This is a genomic window from Parasphingorhabdus sp. (assembly GCF_036963705.1).
Classification (GTDB): Bacteria; Pseudomonadota; Alphaproteobacteria; order Sphingomonadales; family Sphingomonadaceae; genus Parasphingorhabdus.
In genome coordinates this window covers 1-16,941 of the sequence record NZ_JBALUT010000003.1, presented here as the reverse complement: position 1 = coordinate 16,941, position 16,941 = coordinate 1, and the positions used below count along the sequence as shown (strand labels likewise).

Here is a 16,941-nt window from a genome sequence, read left to right as displayed (position 1 = left end):
ATAGCCCGTGAAAATATCCCGCTATCTGCCGATCCTCGATTGGGGCAGCCGCTATAACAGCACCACGCTGACCAACGACGGTGTCGCCGCGATCATTGTCACGATCATGCTGATCCCACAGAGTCTGGCTTATGCGATGCTGGCAGGGTTGCCGCCGGAGATAGGGCTTTACGCCTCGATCCTGCCACTGATTGCCTATGCGGTATTCGGCACCAGCCGGACATTGGCGGTCGGACCGGTTGCGGTGGTGTCGCTAATGACACTGACCGCCGCGAGCGCCATTGCCGCGCCCGGTAGTGCCGAATTTATCGCTGCTGCATTGGTATTGGCACTGCTCTCCGGACTGTTCCTTCTGCTGCTTGGCATATTCAAGCTCGGCTTTCTCGCCAATCTACTGTCCCATCCGGTGGTGTCGGGCTTCATCACCGCCAGCGGGATCATCATCGCGACGAGCCAGCTGAAATCGATCTTCGGTATCAAGGCCAGTGGAGCGGCCATGCCCGAACTGGTTTCAAGCATCGCCGCAACAATTGGCACCACCAATGTTCCGACGCTGATCATCGGCGTCTCCGCAACTGCCTTTCTCTTCTGGGTGCGCAAAGGCCTGAAGCCATTGCTTATGCGCTTCGGTCTTCCTGCACGCCCGGCCGAACTGATCGCCAAGGCCGGACCGATTGCCGCAGTCGCCGTTTCGACCATTGCGACCATTGTGTTCGGACTCGAGGCAAAGGGAGTCAGCGTAGTCGGCGACATTCCGCAGAGTCTGCCACCCTTTTCCGTTCCGCTGATCGATCTGGAGCTTTGGAAAACGCTTGCGATACCGGCGCTGCTGCTCAGCATCATCGGATTTGTAGAATCCGTTTCTGTCGGCCAGACTTTGGCGGCCAAGCGCCGTCAGCGGATCGACCCGGATCAGGAACTGATCGGCCTCGGCGCAGCCAATATCTCGGCGGCTTTTTCCGGTGGCTATCCGGTGACCGGCGGATTTGCCCGTTCGGTGGTGAATTTTGACGCTGGAGCAGAGACTCCCGCTGCCGGAGCCTTCACCGCAGTGGGCATCGCCCTGGCGGCGCTTTTTCTGACGCCGCTGCTCGCTTCGCTTCCAATCGCCACCCTGGCCGCGACCATCATCGTCGCCGTGCTGAGCCTCGTCGACTTCAAAACCCCGCGAACGATCTGGCGCTATTCGAAAATGGATTTTGCCGCCATGGCAGCGACCATCGGCGTTACCTTGCTCGCCGGGGTAGAACCGGGTGTGATCGCCGGTGTAGCCCTCAGTCTCGCGCTGTTCCTGTGGCGCAGTTCGCGGCCCCATGCCGCGATTGTCGGTCGGGTTCCCGAAACCGAGCATTTCCGCAACGTCAACCGCCACAAGGTTTTCACCGATCCCCGTATACTGACCATTCGTATCGACGAAAGCCTGACCTATCTCAACGCGCGCTGGCTGGAGGAATTCATTCTCGAGCAAGTCGCCGAACAGAAGACCGTCCGCCACGTCGTGCTGATGTGCTCGGCGGTGAACGCGATCGATGCCTCGGCGCTGGAAAGTATCGAGGCGATCAACCACCGGCTCGAGGATGGCGGCATTTCGCTGCATCTGTCCGAAGTCAAAGGTCCGGTGATGGACCGGTTGCATCGATCGCATTTTCTCGAACAGTTGTCGGGGAAGGTCTATCTTTCGCAAAACGAAGCTTATTCGGCGCTAATTGCAATTGCGGACAGCGAAGACAAAGCCGACACTCCTGTTGATATTTGGAATGCAAGAGGCATGATATGATAGAAAATGATCTCGCCATCAATCTGGCCCGGGTGCAGTTCGCGTTCACCATCAGCTTCCACTTCCTGTTCCCCGCCTTCACAATTGGCATCGCCAGCTATCTCGCCGTATTGGAAGGTCTCTGGCTGAAAACCGACAATGGCGTTTACGCGAACCTGTACCGCTATTGGCTGAAGATCTTTGCAGTCGTCTTCGCCATGGGCGTCGTTTCCGGTATCGTCATGTCTTATCAGTTCGGGACCAACTGGTCGGTATTTTCCGACAAGGCGGGACCGATTATCGGGCCGCTCATGGCCTATGAAGTACTGACCGCCTTTTTCCTCGAAGCCGGTTTCCTTGGTGTGATGTTGTTCGGCATCAACAAGGTCGGCCGCAAACTGCATTTCGTTGCGACACTGGCCGTCGCTATTGGAACTTTCATCTCTGCCTTCTGGATCCTGTCGGTGAACAGCTGGATGCAGACGCCGGTCGGTTTTGCGATCAATGAAGTCGGGCAATATGTGCCCGCAGCCGGCTGGTGGGAGATCATCTGGAACCCCAGCTTCCCCTATCGTCTGGTGCACACGGTGCTCGCGGCCTATCTGACCACGGCCTTTGCTGTCGGTGCCGTCGGCGCCTGGCATCTGCTGAAAGACAAGACCAACCCCGGCGCGCGCAAAATGTTCTCGATGGCGATGTGGATGGCAGCGCTGGTTGCTCCGGCACAGATATTCATGGGCGATCTGCACGGGCTCAACACGCTCGAGCATCAGCCGGCAAAGGTGATGGCGATGGAAGGTCATTATGACAGCCATCCCGATGGCGCGCCGCTGATCCTGTTCGGTATTCCCAACAGCAAGGAAAAGCGTGTCGACTATGCCATTGAAATAACCAAGGCATCCTCGCTAATCCTCAAACATGATCTCAATGCGCCACTGGCCGGACTTGATACCATCCCCGATGCAGACGAACCGCCGGTTGGCATCGTCTTCTGGTCGTTCCGGATCATGGTCGGCCTCGGCTTTGCGATGCTCGGCATCGGCCTGTGGAGCCTGTTCGCCCGATCGCGCAAGAAACTCTATGACTGGCCCTTGTTGCACCGCGCGGCTCTGGTGATGGGGCCATCCGGCTTCATTGCCGTACTGGCCGGCTGGGTAACGACCGAGGTCGGACGCCAGCCGTTCACCATCTACGGCTTGCTGCGCACCAGCGAGAGCGCAGCACCGCTGGATGCACCTGCGGTTGCAGCTTCGTTACTGGCGTTTGTTGTCGTCTATTTCATCGTCTTCGGCGCCGGCATAGTCTATATCTTCAAGCTCGCCGCGAAACCGCCCGAAGCCCACGAACCGACGCCAGACGACGCCCCGATCCGCTCGGCAGGTATCACGCCTGCAGCGGCAGTGCTCGAAGGGGATCATGAAGAAGGAGCAGCGACATGAGCGGCACCGAACTAACCGTCATCTGGGCGGGCATCATCGCCTTTGCTGTCGTCGTATACGTGATCATGGACGGCTTTGATCTTGGCATCGGCATCTTGTTCCCCAATTTCAAGGTCGGGCAGGACCGCGACACCGCGATGAACAGCATCGCGCCGGTATGGGATGGCAATGAAACCTGGCTGGTGCTCGGCGGCGGTGGTTTACTGGCCGCTTTCCCGCTCGCTTATGCGATCATCTTGCCGGCGCTCTACGCCCCGCTGATTGCCATGTTACTGGGACTGGTCCTGCGCGGCGTGGCCTTTGAATTTCGCTGGCGCGACCCTGCCCACCGCGCCCGCTGGGATTTCGCCTTTACCGCCGGATCGGTCATCGCGACCTTTGCCCAAGGCATTACGCTCGGCGCATTGCTGCAGGGCATCACCGTCGAAGGCCGCGCTTATGCCGGTGGCTGGTGGGAATGGCTGACACCTTTCAGCCTGCTGACCGGCTTTGCCTTGCTGGCCGGCTACGCCTTGCTCGGCTGCTGCTGGCTGATCTGGAAAACCGAAGGTCCGCTACAGCGCCAGTGCTACAGCTATGCCGGCCGCCTCGGTATCTTGCTGCTGCTCGCCATCGCTGTTGTCAGCATCGCAACACCCTTCCTCGAGGAAGAATATTATAGCCGCTGGCTCGCCTATCCCGGCGTCATCGCCACGGCCCAGATTCCGCTCGCGACTCTGGTCATCTCGGTGCTGTTCTTCCGCAGCCTGTCCAAACGCCAGGAAGCCGCACCCTTTTTCTATGCGCTCGGCCTGTTCGGTCTGTGTCTGATCGGCCTTGCCGTCTCGATGTGGCCTGACGTCATCCCCGGCCGGATCACGATCTGGGAAGCGGCAGCACCCTATGAGAGCCAGATGTTCATGCTGATCGGCGCGGGCATCATGGTGCCGGTCATTCTCGCTTATACCGCATGGGCTTATTGGGTGTTCCGCGGCAAGGTAGGATCGGACGGCTACCACTAATGGCTTTTGATCCGCTCTCGTCGAAAGGCAAAACCGCAGATGGCGCGCCCTTGCCCAAGCGCCTGCTCTGGATGCTGGCTTATTGGGCGATGGGAGTGGCGGTCGTTGGCACGGTCGGCTATTTCATCCGCTTCTGGATCAAGACCTGACGCCGGACCGCAGCGCAATCCGCTTAGTGCGCTTCATCCCAATTCTTACCGGTCCCGATATCGACGTCCAGCGGCACCGATAATTTCACCGCCGGTTCCGCTGCGCCGGACATGACCGATCGAATGACCGTGCTAGCGGCATCCACATCACCTTCGGGCAATTCGAAGACCAGTTCATCGTGGACCTGCATCAGCATCTGAACTTTACCCAGTCCCGCCTCGGCCAAGGCAGGCAGCATTCTTGCCATCGCGCGCTTGATAATATCCGCGCTGGTTCCCTGGATTGGCGCATTGATCGCCGCGCGTTCGCTGCCCTGGCGTTCGGCCTGATTGGGAGACTTGATCCGCTCGAACCAGGTCTTGCGGCCGAACAAGGTCTCGGTATAGCCTGCTTCGCGAACCGATTGCAGAGTGTTCGAGATATATTGATTGATGCCTGGAAAGCGCTCGAAATAAGTATCGATCATCGCCTGCGCTTCATCCGGGTCCACCTCGAGGCGCTTGGCCAGACCCCAGCGGGAGATACCGTAGAGAATCGCGAAATTGATTGTCTTGGCACGAGCACGGGCATCGCGGTCTTCGGCACCGAATAGTTCTCGCGCGGTGCGGTTATGGATGTCCTCGCCATTGGCAAAGGCTTCTTTCAGGCTCGCTACGTCGGCGATATGCGCCGCCAGCCGGAGCTCGATCTGGCTATAATCGGCTGCGAGAATGACGTTGCCGGGAGCGGCGACAAAGGCCTGCCTTATCTGCCGCCCGATCTCGGTACGGATCGGGATATTCTGCAGGTTCGGTTCGGTCGAGGACAGCCGTCCCGTTTGCGCGCCGCTCAGGCTGTAGGAGGTGTGGACGCGCCCGGTCTTCGGATTGATCTGCTCCTGCAGCGCATCGGTGTAGGTGGATTTCAGCTTCGCCAGCTGGCGCCAGTCGACAACCTTCTGGGCAATTGGCTCGCCATCACCGGCCAGCCGTTCGAGCACTGTGACATCGGTTGAATACTGCCCCGATTTGCCCTTCTTGCCGCCCTTGAGGCCAAGCTTGCCGAACAGGATTTCACCCAATTGCTTGGGGCTGCCGATGGAAAAAGGTTCGCCGGCAAACTCGTGGATTTCCAGTTCCAGCTTCACCATTTCTTCGGCGAATGTCTTTGACAGTCGCGCTAGTTCCTCGCGGTCGACAAGGACGCCAGTCCCCTCCATTTTGGCGATCACCGGAACCAACGGACGGTCAACCATCTGATAGACCCGCGTCGCCCGTTGCGGAGCCATCCGCAGACGAAGGATTTCCCAAAGCCGGAGCGTGACATCGGCGTCTTCCGCTCCATATTCGGTCGCTTTTTCAAGCGGCACTTCAGCGAAACCAATCGCCTTCTTTCCGGTCCCCGTGATCGATTTGAAGCTGATGCACTCGTGCCCGAGATGCAGCTTGGAAAGTTCATCCATGCCATGCCCGTGCAGACCAGCGTCGAGATTGAAGCTCATCACCAATGTATCGTCAAACGGCGCGATTTTAATGTCATGCTGGGCCAGTACGCCCATGTCATATTTCAGATTCTGCCCGACTTTGAGCACCGCGTCATCCTCGAGCAACGGCTTCAGCTTGGCCAGCGCGTCCTGAAGCCCGATCTGCTCGGGCGTCTCGCCAAACATATCGCCGCTGCCGTGGCCAAGCGGGACATAGCAGGCCTCGTTGGGGCCGGTGGCAAGGCAGACTCCGACGACGCGCGCGGTCACACTTTCGAGGCTGTCGGTCTCGAGATCAACAGCGCAGACGCCCTGTGTGGTGGCGCGCTCGATCCACTTATCAAGCGCTGCGATCGTCTGCACGCACTCATATTTTGTCCGGTCGATGGCTGGCGCATCGGGCGTCTTCACCACAGACTTCGCAGAGGCCTTGTCATCGACATCGGGGTCCTGGGGCTCCGTCTGGCCGTTACCGCCGAGCTTTTTGAGCAAGCTGTTGAAACCATGATGCGACAGGAATTCGTGCAATGGATCGTGGGGAATATCCTGGATCAGGAAACTCTCCAACGTGTCCGGCAGCGGACAATCTTCCCGCAATGTAACCAATATCCGCGACAGTCGGGCCTGTTCGGCAAATTCGATCAGATTGTCGCGCATCTTGGATTTTTTCATTTCCGGTGCCGCGGCCAGCACGCTTTCAATATCGCCAAATTCGTTGATCAGCTTCGACGCGGTCTTCGGCCCGATGCCCGGGACACCCGGAATATTGTCCGAACTGTCACCCATCAGCCCAAGCACATCACCCAGTTTCTCGGGTCCGACGCCGAATTTCTCCTCGACGGTCGCTCGGTTCATCCGGGCATTTTTCATCGTGTCGAGCATATCGACGCGGCTGTCATCACTCGGTTCGATCAGCTGCATCAAATCCTTGTCGGACGAAACGATCGTGACATGCCAGCCCTCTGCCAGCGCCGCCTTGGTATAAGAGGCGATCATATCATCGGCCTCGACATTTTCTTCCTCGATCAATGGCAACGAGAACGCACGCGTGGCATCGCGGATCATCGGAAATTGCGGCCTGAGATCCTCCGGCGCCTCCGGACGATTGGCCTTATATTGATCATAGAGATCATTGCGGAAGCTGGTCCCCGACTTGTCCAGCACCACCGCCATATGGGTCGGACCATCAGCCTTGTTGAGTTGGTCGGCAAGCTTCCACAACATTGTGGTATAGCCATAGACCGCCCCGACCGGCTCGCCATGGACATTGGTCAGCGGCGGGAGACGATGATAGGCGCGGAATATATAGGCCGAGCCGTCAACGAGATAGAGATGATTGGGTTTGCTGTCTGGAGAGTTGGTCATAGTCGCGAGCATTAGCAGCGCCTGCGGCCTTCGTCATTTCAAATTCTGTCTTAACCGAATTTTGAATCCGGCACGACCAGATTCAAATCACGCGGCTGTTCACGACCCGGAGGGGACGGACTGGCGCGCATGCCGGGTTCGAACAATACCACCTGATTTCGCCCGCGCCGTTTAGCGGCGAACAGAGCCGCGTCGGCATTTTCCATCAGCGCAGAACGCTGGTGGTGCAGGGCCATATCGGTCACGCCAATGCTGACGGTGATGACATGGCGCATATTTTGACAGGGCTCGAAAATCATATTTTCGATCTCGTGCCGGACCATCTCGCCGATAATCTGGCCCTCGGGCGCACTGGTGTCGGGCAGGAAGATACCAAATTCTTCACCGCCAATGCGTCCGGCAATATCATTTTTTCGCAGAATTTTGTGAAAAACCTTACCGAGCAGGTTCAGCGCCTGATCCCCAACGGGATGACCGAAACTGTCGTTGATGTCCTTGAAATGGTCGACGTCGACGATCATCAGCACATTATTGTCCTGATCTGTGCGCAATTTGTTGAGCTGGCTCAGGAAGCTGTCGCGATTGAGCAAACCGGTCATCCCGTCGTAATTCGCCCGCAATTCAAGCGCCTTGTTGGCCTTGCGCAAGTTTCCTTGCGCTTCCTTGAGCCGGTTCGTCAGCCCAATGAGCTTGAACCGCTGTTTGGACATGTACAGACCGAGCGGAATACTGATCCCCCACGGAACCACTATCGCCATGGTCATCGCGGGCCAGAACCGGTCGTCCATCCCGTAGAATAGCAAATAACAAATTCCGGTGAGGGTGAAAGACAGTAGCACAGCGATCGCCGAGATGATGGCAGTCTGCCGGATCGGCGAGATGCTGTGCACTAATTCGTTCATGATCCCTTGCTGTAGCGGAAACAGGTTGAGCGCCTGTGCATCCACATGGTTAACGCACCTCCGTAACAAGCCGCTCAAACTAGCTGAAATTTGCCAAATTGCGGTTAAAATTCAACCTTTTCGAACCTGGGGCTATGTAACAGCTTGCAACGCGAAAAAATGCCGCGGCAGGGCGCGCCAGTATGTATAACGAGCTTCCACCATCATATCCGCCCCGCGATTTCTCTATTGCCAATAGCCTTGCGTTCATTGATCAACTGCCGCAAGTCGCCCACAGATAATCGACTTAGGAGAATGCCGAATGACCATACCGATTATTGCTGCGGTCGCAGGGGCCGTGCTCATCATATTGCAGGCAATATTGATGATCCTTGTCGGCACCCACCGCATCCGCAACCGGGTCAACCTCGGCACAGGTGACGATCCGGCGCTGGAGCGCAAAATCCGCCGTCATGGTAATCTGGCGGAAAATGCAGCGCTGTTCATCGTCGTTTTGGCATTGGCGGAAATGACCGTAGTACCAAATAATATCGTCCGGATTATCGCTCTTGTCTTCATTATTGGCCGCATATTTCACGCAATCGCCTTGTCGACCGTAGCCGGTTCGCACGGTGCCGAGTCCGGCAAGATTTTCGCTGGCTTCCGAGCCATTGGCGCGCTCACCACCTTCGGCTGCTTTATCGCGCTCGGTGGTTATCTGCTGTTCGGCATATTCTAGATTCTCACCCTCAACCCCGATCTTGGAAAGAAAAATATATGACCACCAACCTCTCCCTCATTCTCAAAGGCTCGGCCGCCCAGGCCTTTCGCGGCCTGACCAACATCCTCACGAAGGCCAAGGCGACGGCAGAAGCCGCCGGCACCGCAGAAGAAGCCTATCTCGGCGCGCGCCTGTTCCCCGATATGAGCGACCTGAAATGGCAGGTCCAGATGATCACCGAATTCGCTGTCCGCGGCGCTGCCCGAATGAGCGGCACTGCGCCGGATGCGCTGCCGAATATGCCGATGGAAGGCGATACATTTGACGCCCTGATCGCGCGCATCGCCGAATGTGCTGAAAAAATCGCGGCCACGGACGATGCCGCTATTGACGGCAACGCCGATCTCAAAATTTCGATGCCGGTCGGTCCGGAACAGACCATGGAACTGGACGGCCAGACTTATGTCCTCAGCTTCTTCCTGCCCAACCTGTTTTTCCATGTTACCACGGCCTATAATTTGCTCCGCATGCAGGGCGTAGCGATCGGCAAACGCGATTATATGGGGATGTAAGCCGGCATCAGTCGGCCTGCTGCGGGCCACGGCCATCCTGCCACCATTCCTGTAGCCAGCCATAGGGCCGCGCGACCGATTGGCCACGCGCGTCCCGCGCCGGCTCGAACCGGAAACGCTGTTCTATCAGGCGACAGGTAGCGGCATCCAGTGCCGGATGGCCGCTAGACTGCCGGACGGTGCAATCGCTTGCGCGACCATCGATCCCGACCGTAAAATGAGCCACGACATTGCCGCGATTCCCGGCTTTCCACACCGCGCGCGGGATATCCTTGCGGGTAATCGCGCCGGACAGGTGGCGCGGCCCGGAAACGATCCCGCCACTCCCGAAACCGTCGCCCTGCCCACCGCTGCCGAAGCCGGAACCCGGCCGGTCAGAAGCACCGGCGTCATTGTCATTTCCCTGGCCAGCAACCGGCGCCGCAACCACCGGCGATATAATCTCGAGTTTGACCACCGGTTCAGGCGCGACAATCTGGGTTGCCTGAGCCTTCAAATTCTCTGGCGAGGCGGCCTGTTCCACGGCTTTGGTCGGCTCCTCGTCCCGCACAGGTTCCGGTGGCAGCGGCGGAGCGGTAACATTGATGACCTTGAATCCTGCGGTCACGGTCTTCGCCATATCCATTCCCAGACCGCTCACCAGCGCATAGCCGATGGTGGCGTGAACAATGATCACCGCTACGAGCGACTTGGCGCGATCCTTCCGGTCATATTCCGTTACATATTCCATGCTTACATCCTAGCAGCGGGTCGATGAATATTCGCTGGCGGACTGGCAAGTCCTGATTGATCTCGCACATAAACGGGATTAGACCACCATCTGTCCGTAACTGGCGAGATCAAGATGGGATACCATCGGGGAGCGGGCATATTTATGCAGCCGATCGCCTGGGCGTTTCTCTAACCTGGAGCCACCCCATGACCGACAGCCCTAAACCCTTCCACATTGTCTTCCTGCTGTTCGACGGCATCACCCAGCTGGATTTCACCGGCCCCGCACAATTTCTCGCTCGGATGCCGGGAGCAATTGTCCATACCGCCGCCAAGCAACTCAAACCGATAGAAACCGACAGCGGCTTTGCCATTTTGCCGAATAGAGATTTCGCTGACTGCCCGCAGGCCGACTTGCTCTGCGTACCCGGCGGTTTCGGTACAAAAGGCGTGATCAGCGACGACGAAACCCTGCAATTTCTCCGCGATCAGGCCGCCGGAGCGCAATATATTACGTCGGTTTGCACCGGTTCGCTAGCGCTCGGAGCGGCGGGATTGCTCAAAGGCAAACGGGCGACCAGCCATTGGGCCTATACCAGGTTGCTGGAAAAATTCGGCGCAACTTTTGAAAAGGCACGGGTGGTCAAAGATGGCAATGTCATCACTGCAGGCGGGGTGACATCGGGCATTGATTTCGCGCTGACCGTCATCGCCGAAATTGCCGGACAGCAATTTGCCGAATTCGTCCAGCTGGGACTGGAATATGATCCGCGTCCGCCATTCAATAGCGGGCACCCCGACCTTGCCGATCCCAAATTGATCGCGATGCTACAGGATCGGATCTACAGAAAGCAGGCTTCTGATCTGGCTGACATTATTGATCGGCGATAATTTCGGAATTTTGATTTCCGCTCAGGGCGTTATCGCGTAGGCGAGGACGGAAATGAACAATCCCGCACCAACCGAAAAAAACGCACCCGCACGGATCAGCGAGCTCAAACTTTTCCTCTTCGCCCTGTCGTCGGCGGCGGTGGTGGCCAATGGCTATTATATTCACCCTCTGGTCACGCCGGTTGCAGAAGAATTCGGGGTAAGCGGCGCGACGATCGGACTGGTTCCTGCGCTCAACCAGATCGCTCTGGCGCTGGGGATATTATTGCTGCTGCCGCTCGGCGACCGGATCAACAACCGCAAGCTGATAACGATATTTGTCGTCGGCCAGTTTCTCGCGATGCTGGCAATGGCGCTATCCGGTAGCTTCCTGCTATTTGCCGCCGCTTCTTCGCTGCTCGGCTTTGTCACCATCGCGCCCTATCTGTTACCCTCTTATGTGACCCAGCGTGTTGCCCCCGGACGGATAGGACATGTCACCGGAATAATGACCGCTGGCGTGACGCTTGGCATATTGGGCAGCCGGGTCGGCGGCGGTTTGCTCGGCCATTATTTCGGCTGGCGCTCGGCCTATTGGGTCGGGGTGGCATGTATGGCGTTGCTGGTAGTTCTGCTGCCTTCGATCATGGAGCGCAAGCAGGACGAGAAGCCCTCGGGCGTCGAGCCACCACGTTACAGCGAATTGCTCCGATCATTGTGGCCGATCATGAGGTCTTTTCCAGAGGTGGCGTTGGGCGGACTGATTCAGGCGCTTTCCTTCGGACTTTTTCTGGCGCTCTGGCTGGCGATCGGGCTGCATCTGCCCCGCAACGGCTATGGCGTCGATACCGTCGGATATCTGGCGATCATCGCTATCGTCAACGTCCTCGGCTCGCCTTATGCTGGCCGGTTCGCGGACTATATCGGGGCGGAACGCGCGCGCGTCTATTTCTGCATGGTGCAGCTCGCCGGTGTCTGCCTGCTCCCCTTTGCGGGCAATAATCTCTGGCTGTTGGTGGTCGCGGTTATTTTCAACAGCATCGGCGGCGCATCGGTCGATATCTGCAGCCGCACGATCTTGTTCAGTCGCGCGCCGGACATCCGGACCCGGCTGATGACCATCTATATCGTCATCATGTTTATCGGCGGCGGCATATCGAGCTGGCTTGGCGCCGCGACTTATGAATTTTCCGGATGGTCGGGCATTTCAATTATGGCAATCAGCTATGCGCTGGCGATCATGGGCCTGTCACTATGGGGTCTGCGTTTCAGGCAAGTCAGGACTTAGATTATTTTCAATCTTAGCCTCCATGATCCGCTGCGCAGGAGCATCATCCAAAGCGCTAAAGCAGATCGCCCCGTTCGATATTGTCCTGATTGGCCGGAAGGCTGAATAGCATCCCGTCTTTGCCGAGCACGACCGGGCCGTCAAAAGCCTGGCTCACGCCTTTCATATAATAGCCTTGCAGATAGTCGAGCGGCAACGCTGGCACGATATGCGAAAAGACCAGCATCCTGGCCCTGGCCGCCTTGGCCAGCGCAGCCGCCTGCACCGGGGTGGTGTGATAATCAGGGATATCAGCCATGATATGGGCAAGCCGGTCGCGTCCCGCCTTCCTCAGCGCCCGTTCGGTGACACCGACCATTTCCGCATTGAGCGTTTCGTGAACGAGCAGGTCGCAGCCGTTGCAGACTTTTCTGACGGTTTCGCTCTTTACCGAATCGCCGCTGAAAACCACCGAACGCCCCTTATAGTCAAAACGATAGCCGACCGCCGGCGATACCGGCCGGTGGTCGACCGCAAAGGCCGTTATCTTGAGCCCGTCAAGATCATAGATCAGCCGCTGTGCGACGCCTTGGGGCATGACAAACGGTCGCGCCTCACCGCCCGCCCCTGACGGCGGCATGATGTCCGCACCGTGGTGGGCGATCCGATAAGATACATCGGCGGCATAGGCAGCGTTGAGTCCGTCGACAATCGCCTCCACGCCTTCGGGAGCGATGACCGGCAAGGGCGACGTCCGGCCACCACCGGCCCATCGCTGCAACATCAATTCCCCCATGCCGTCGATATGATCGCTGTGGAAATGGGTCAGCAGCAAGGCTTCCACCTGGCCGGGAGCCAGGCCCATTTGCCCGAGATTGCGGACGGCCGCGCCGCCGATATCGACGACAAAAATCTTGCCGTCTACGATCACGGCCGAGCAGGGGCCCGCGCGGGTCGGATCGGGCAGCGGCGATCCGGACCCGCAGAGCACAACATGCATTCCGTCGGGTAAGTCCCCGATCACATCGCGCGTAACCGCTGTTTCGACAGCGGTTGCAAAAAGCCGTTCACCGATCTGTTCCCGAAATAGAATGCCGGCTCCCACAACCAGCAGCACTGATACCAATAGACCTATGCCCAGCTTTTTCATCGATAATTCCTCCCGTTTCGGTCAGCATTCCACCAGATTGACAGCCAAACCACCTTGCGATGTTTCCTTGTAGCGATCGCTCATATCGAGCCCGGTCTTGCGCATGGTTTCGATCACTTCGTCGAGACTGACCCGGTGCGTGCCATCGCCGAGAATGGCTAGCCGCGCCGCTTCAATCGCCTTCACCGCGCCCACCGCATTGCGTTCGATGCACGGCACCTGCACCAGACCACCAACCGGATCACAAGTCAGCCCGAGATTATGCTCCATCCCGATTTCGGCAGCATTTTCGACCTGCAGCGGGGTTCCGCCCCAAGCTGCCGTGAGGCCTGCAGCAGCCATTGAACAAGCGACACCAACTTCGCCCTGACAGCCGACTTCGGCGCCGGAGATCGAGGCATTTTCCTTGAACAAAGAACCGATAGCGGCAGCGGTCAGCAGAAAAGTCTCGACGCCCGCCGCATCCGCCTTGGGCGCGAAACGCTCGTAGAAGCGCAGCACCGAAGGAACGATTCCGGCGGCGCCATTAGTCGGAGCAGTCACCACCTTGCCACCGGCGGCATTTTCCTCGTTCACAGCCAGTGCCCAGAGATTGACCCAGTCCAATATGGTCAGAGGATCGGACAAGGCGCGTTCCTGCCGCTCCATCAACCGCGCGTGGATCAGCGGCGCTCGCCGCTTGACCTGCAGGCCGCCGGGCAGAATACCACCCTGCAATATCCCGCGATCAATACAGGCGGACATCGCATCGGCAATCGCACGGATGGCGATGCTGGTCTGCTCGTCCGGCTGCCGGGTGCGCTCGTTGGCGCGCATGATATCGGCGATCGATATATTCTCGTCTGCCGTAATTTTAAGCAAGTCTGCGCCTGAGCAAAAACTATAAGGCACATCCCACAGGCCGCTTTCGGGGTTGTTGCTGCCGATCTGGTCCTCGTCGAGAATCGCGCCGCCGCCGACCGAATAATAGACACGGGTCGCGACCAGTTCGTCACCGTTGAATGCGTTGAAGCGCATCGCGTTGCTATGGAAGTCCAGCCGTTTCTTCTGGTCGAAGATCACATCACCGGCTTCATCAAAAGCAATCTCATGAACGTCGTTCAGGCGAATCCGGCTCGAATCCCGGATTTGCCCGATCAGCAGATCCGCTGCATCGGGCTCGATATGCTCGGGTCGCTGACCACTGAGTCCGAGCAATATCGCCCGATCGGTCGCGTGGCCCTTGCCGGTCAGCGCCAGCGAACCGAACAGCAAGGTCTCGAGCCGGGTGACCTCGTTCAGCCTGCCGCTATCGTCGACCCGCTCGACAAATTGCGCTGCAGCCAGCATTGGCCCCATCGTGTGCGAACTCGACGGCCCGACGCCGATCTTGAAAAGCTCAAATGTGCTGCAGACCATAGCGCGTCCTGACCTTTACGAGCCGAGCGTTTCGGCGATCCACTGATCGACCCGCTGTTCCAATATGCCGAGCGGCAGCGCGCCGCCGCCAAGGATGGTGTCGTGAAAGGCGCCTATATCGAAGCGGTCGCCCAACTGTTCTTGCGCCCGCGCCCGCAACTCGAGGATTTTGATCATCCCGATCTTGTAGCTGGTTGCCTGACCTGGATTGACCAGATAGCGGCGCACTTCGGAACGCACCGCTGCTTCCGGGATCGAGCTATTCTCGAGGAAATAGGCCACGGCCTGCTCCTCGCTCCAGCCCTTGCTGTGCAATCCGGTATCGACCACCAGACGGATCGCCCGCCAGATCTCGCTGGTGAGCCGCCCGAATTCGGAATAGGGATCAGCATAGCCACCCATTTCCTTGGCGAGTTTCTCCGAATAGAGACCCCAGCCTTCGCTATAGGCGGTATAGCCCGCCTGGGTGCGGAAGACCGGAATGCCGGTCAGTTCCTGGGCGATGGAAATCTGCATGTGATGGCCGGGCAGGCCTTCATGATAGGCGATCACTTCCAGCGTCGGAATCGGCATGGCCCGCATATCGGAAAGATGGGCATAATAGATACCGGGCCGCGAACCGTCGGGCGTGCCACTGCGATAATGCTGGGCTGCGCCATCGCGTTCGCGGAAAGATTCGACGCGGCGCACCTCCAGATCCGCCTTCGGAAGGATGCCGAAATAATCAGGCAGTTTCAGTTTTAGTGCCTCGATATGTTCCTTCGCCGCCGCGATATATTGATCCGCTCCGGCATCATCGTCGGAGAAATAGAAGCGGTCATCTTCGCGGATGAATTTGAAAAATTGCTTGAGATCGCCATCAAACCCGACCTTGTCTTTGACCGCTTCCATATCGGCGCGCAACCGTATCACTTCGGACAGGCCGAGATCGTGAATCTGGTCGGCGGTCAGCTTGGTCGTCGTCTGGTTGGCGAGGCGATAATCATAAAAAGCTTCCCCGTTCGCCAGAGTGCCTGCCCCTTTCGGAGCGGCATCGCTGTTGGAGATATCTGCTTCGTACCAGGCGATAATCCGCTGATAGGCTGGCGCAAACGCGTCGGTCAGCGCGGTTCGCGCTTCGCTACGCAGCACTTCCGCACGCGCCTCGTCTATAATCTTTTTGTCGACCAGACCCTGCAATTTCTCTTCGGTCGCGGTCCAGATCGCCGAGGGCGGTCCGTCACCAAAAGGCGCGCCGCTGATGATCTTGCGCGACTGGTCGATCACCCCTTCATAGGCAAAGCGCGGCGGGCGGGTTCCTGCCGCAGCGTTGGTTTTTGCTCGCGCCAATAGTTGATCGAGCGCGGTGGCGACGCCGGACAAGCGCTGGATAAAGCCGAGCATATCCGCTTCGGATTCGACCTTGTGCGTATTGATCAGAAAAGTCGGAAAGAAAGATTGCAGGCCGTTATGCTGGTGCAGCACATAGCGATTGGTCCGGAACGCCAGACCAGCTTCGACCTGTTCGAGATTATAGACCCAGATATCGTAAGAAATTTTGGCGTCTTGCGAGAGCTTCTCATAGTCAAATTGACTTTTCATCTCAGCAACAGCGGCGCGTCGCCAGGCCAGTTCGCGATCCGCGCCTTCATCACTATAATCGTCGATCAGTCCATAATTGGTTTTGCGTCCGATGAATGTCTGCTCAATCGGACTGAACGCGAGCTCTTCTTCATATTTTTCGTCGAACCACTGGTTGATGCGATCGGTCTCGCTCGCCGCTTCGACTGCCCCTTGCTCTGTTGCCGCTGCCGCTGTTGCCATCGGGGCAGTAGCCAGCCCACTGAGTAAGGCCGTGGTAATGAGAAGAAACCGGATCCGCATAGTCATTCATCCTGTCGTTGTGATTTTCAATGACGCTTCCATCGCACAAGTCAGTCAATTTGGAAACGCATCTAGCGACCACAAAAAAAGGGCCGGAAGTTTCCCTCCAGCCCCTCTTGTTTGGTTCAGCGTAAGCTGGGTGGTTGGGTTTAGAAGCCCATTCCGCCCATGCCGCCGCCCATGCCGCCCATGTCGGGCATGCCGCCACCGGCTTTGTCGTCTGATGGCGTTTCTGCCACAGCCGCTTCGGTGGTGATCAGCAGGCCAGCAACCGAGGAAGCGTCCTGCAATGCTGCACGAACAACCTTGGTTGGATCGATGACGCCAGCTTTGAC

The 16,941-nt window shown here is 58.1% G+C and carries 14 protein-coding genes, 1 pseudogene and 1 riboswitch; of the genes and pseudogenes, 8 read left to right on the top strand and 7 right to left on the bottom strand.

Annotated elements, in window-relative coordinates; genetic code table 11:
- Positions 1-7 precede the first annotated feature (7 nt).
- The 4 genes from V7680_RS01130 to V7680_RS01115 are packed head-to-tail and all read left to right on the top strand — an operon-like array spanning position 8 to position 4,345.
- Positions 8-1,777: a SulP family inorganic anion transporter gene (locus tag V7680_RS01130; RefSeq protein ID WP_335651444.1), complete on the top strand. Its 1,770-nt coding sequence runs from the start codon at positions 8-10 to the stop codon at positions 1,775-1,777.
- Positions 1,774-3,195: a cytochrome ubiquinol oxidase subunit I gene (locus tag V7680_RS01125; protein ID WP_335651443.1), complete on the top strand. Its 1,422-nt coding sequence runs from the start codon at positions 1,774-1,776 to the stop codon at positions 3,193-3,195. The genes V7680_RS01130 and V7680_RS01125 overlap by 4 nt, the downstream gene beginning before the upstream one ends.
- A complete protein-coding gene (gene cydB, locus V7680_RS01120; protein WP_335651442.1) occupies positions 3,192-4,196 on the top strand; it encodes a cytochrome d ubiquinol oxidase subunit II in 1,005 nt (334 codons plus the stop codon). Before V7680_RS01125 ends, cydB begins: the two co-directional genes overlap by 4 nt.
- Complete coding sequence (locus tag V7680_RS01115; RefSeq protein WP_335651441.1) at positions 4,196-4,345, top strand: DUF2474 domain-containing protein; 150 nt, start codon at positions 4,196-4,198, stop codon at positions 4,343-4,345. Before cydB ends, V7680_RS01115 begins: the two co-directional genes overlap by 1 nt.
- Positions 4,346-4,368: 23 nt before the next feature.
- On the opposite strand, the gene polA is transcribed toward V7680_RS01115, so the two are convergent.
- Together polA and V7680_RS01105 are read right to left on the bottom strand one after the other, a co-directional pair.
- Complete coding sequence (polA, locus tag V7680_RS01110) at positions 4,369-7,185, bottom strand: DNA polymerase I (RefSeq protein ID WP_335651440.1); 2,817 nt, start codon at positions 7,183-7,185, stop codon at positions 4,369-4,371.
- Positions 7,186-7,223: 38 nt separating this feature from the next.
- Positions 7,224-8,075, bottom strand: coding sequence for a GGDEF domain-containing protein (locus tag V7680_RS01105; RefSeq protein WP_335651439.1), 852 nt, complete (start codon positions 8,073-8,075; stop codon positions 7,224-7,226).
- A 301-nt stretch (positions 8,076-8,376) separates the two neighbouring features.
- Between V7680_RS01105 and V7680_RS01100 the strand changes: the two genes are divergently transcribed.
- Positions 8,377-8,793 carry an MAPEG family protein gene (locus tag V7680_RS01100; RefSeq protein WP_335651438.1) on the top strand — a complete coding sequence of 139 codons (417 nt, stop codon included), beginning with the start codon at positions 8,377-8,379 and terminating at the stop codon, positions 8,791-8,793.
- Positions 8,794-8,831: 38 nt separating this feature from the next.
- The gene (locus V7680_RS01095) at positions 8,832-9,347 is read left to right on the top strand and encodes a DUF1993 domain-containing protein (RefSeq protein WP_335651437.1); all 516 of its coding nucleotides are present in this window, start codon (positions 8,832-8,834) and stop codon (positions 9,345-9,347) included.
- Between the two features lie 7 nt (positions 9,348-9,354).
- On the opposite strand, the gene V7680_RS01090 is transcribed toward V7680_RS01095, so the two are convergent.
- Positions 9,355-10,077 carry an energy transducer TonB gene (locus V7680_RS01090; protein ID WP_335651436.1) on the bottom strand — a complete coding sequence of 241 codons (723 nt, stop codon included), beginning with the start codon at positions 10,075-10,077 and terminating at the stop codon, positions 9,355-9,357.
- Positions 10,078-10,163: 86 nt separating this feature from the next.
- Positions 10,164-10,248, top strand: a riboswitch (ZMP/ZTP riboswitch).
- A gap of 17 nt (positions 10,249-10,265) precedes the next feature.
- Between V7680_RS01090 and V7680_RS01085 the strand changes: the two genes are divergently transcribed.
- Positions 10,266-10,949 (top strand): DJ-1/PfpI family protein, encoded by a 684-nt coding sequence (locus V7680_RS01085; protein ID WP_335651435.1) that lies wholly within the window; start codon positions 10,266-10,268, stop codon positions 10,947-10,949.
- 52 nt (positions 10,950-11,001) lie between these two features.
- Positions 11,002-12,216, top strand: a complete 1,215-nt coding sequence (locus V7680_RS01080; protein ID WP_335651434.1) for an MFS transporter — start codon at positions 11,002-11,004, stop codon at positions 12,214-12,216.
- Between the two features lie 55 nt (positions 12,217-12,271).
- On the opposite strand, the gene V7680_RS01075 is transcribed toward V7680_RS01080, so the two are convergent.
- The 4 genes and pseudogenes from V7680_RS01075 to groEL form a co-directional block, all read right to left on the bottom strand.
- Positions 12,272-13,345: an MBL fold metallo-hydrolase gene (locus tag V7680_RS01075; RefSeq protein ID WP_335651433.1), complete on the bottom strand. Its 1,074-nt coding sequence runs from the start codon at positions 13,343-13,345 to the stop codon at positions 12,272-12,274.
- 21 nt (positions 13,346-13,366) lie between these two features.
- Positions 13,367-14,743: an L-serine ammonia-lyase gene (locus tag V7680_RS01070; RefSeq protein WP_335651432.1), complete on the bottom strand. Its 1,377-nt coding sequence runs from the start codon at positions 14,741-14,743 to the stop codon at positions 13,367-13,369.
- Positions 14,744-14,758: 15 nt separating this feature from the next.
- A complete protein-coding gene (locus V7680_RS01065) occupies positions 14,759-16,612 on the bottom strand; it encodes a DUF885 domain-containing protein (protein ID WP_335651431.1) in 1,854 nt (617 codons plus the stop codon).
- A gap of 143 nt (positions 16,613-16,755) precedes the next feature.
- A pseudogene (gene groEL / locus V7680_RS01060) lies at positions 16,756-16,941 on the bottom strand (chaperonin GroEL); the annotation flags it as partial.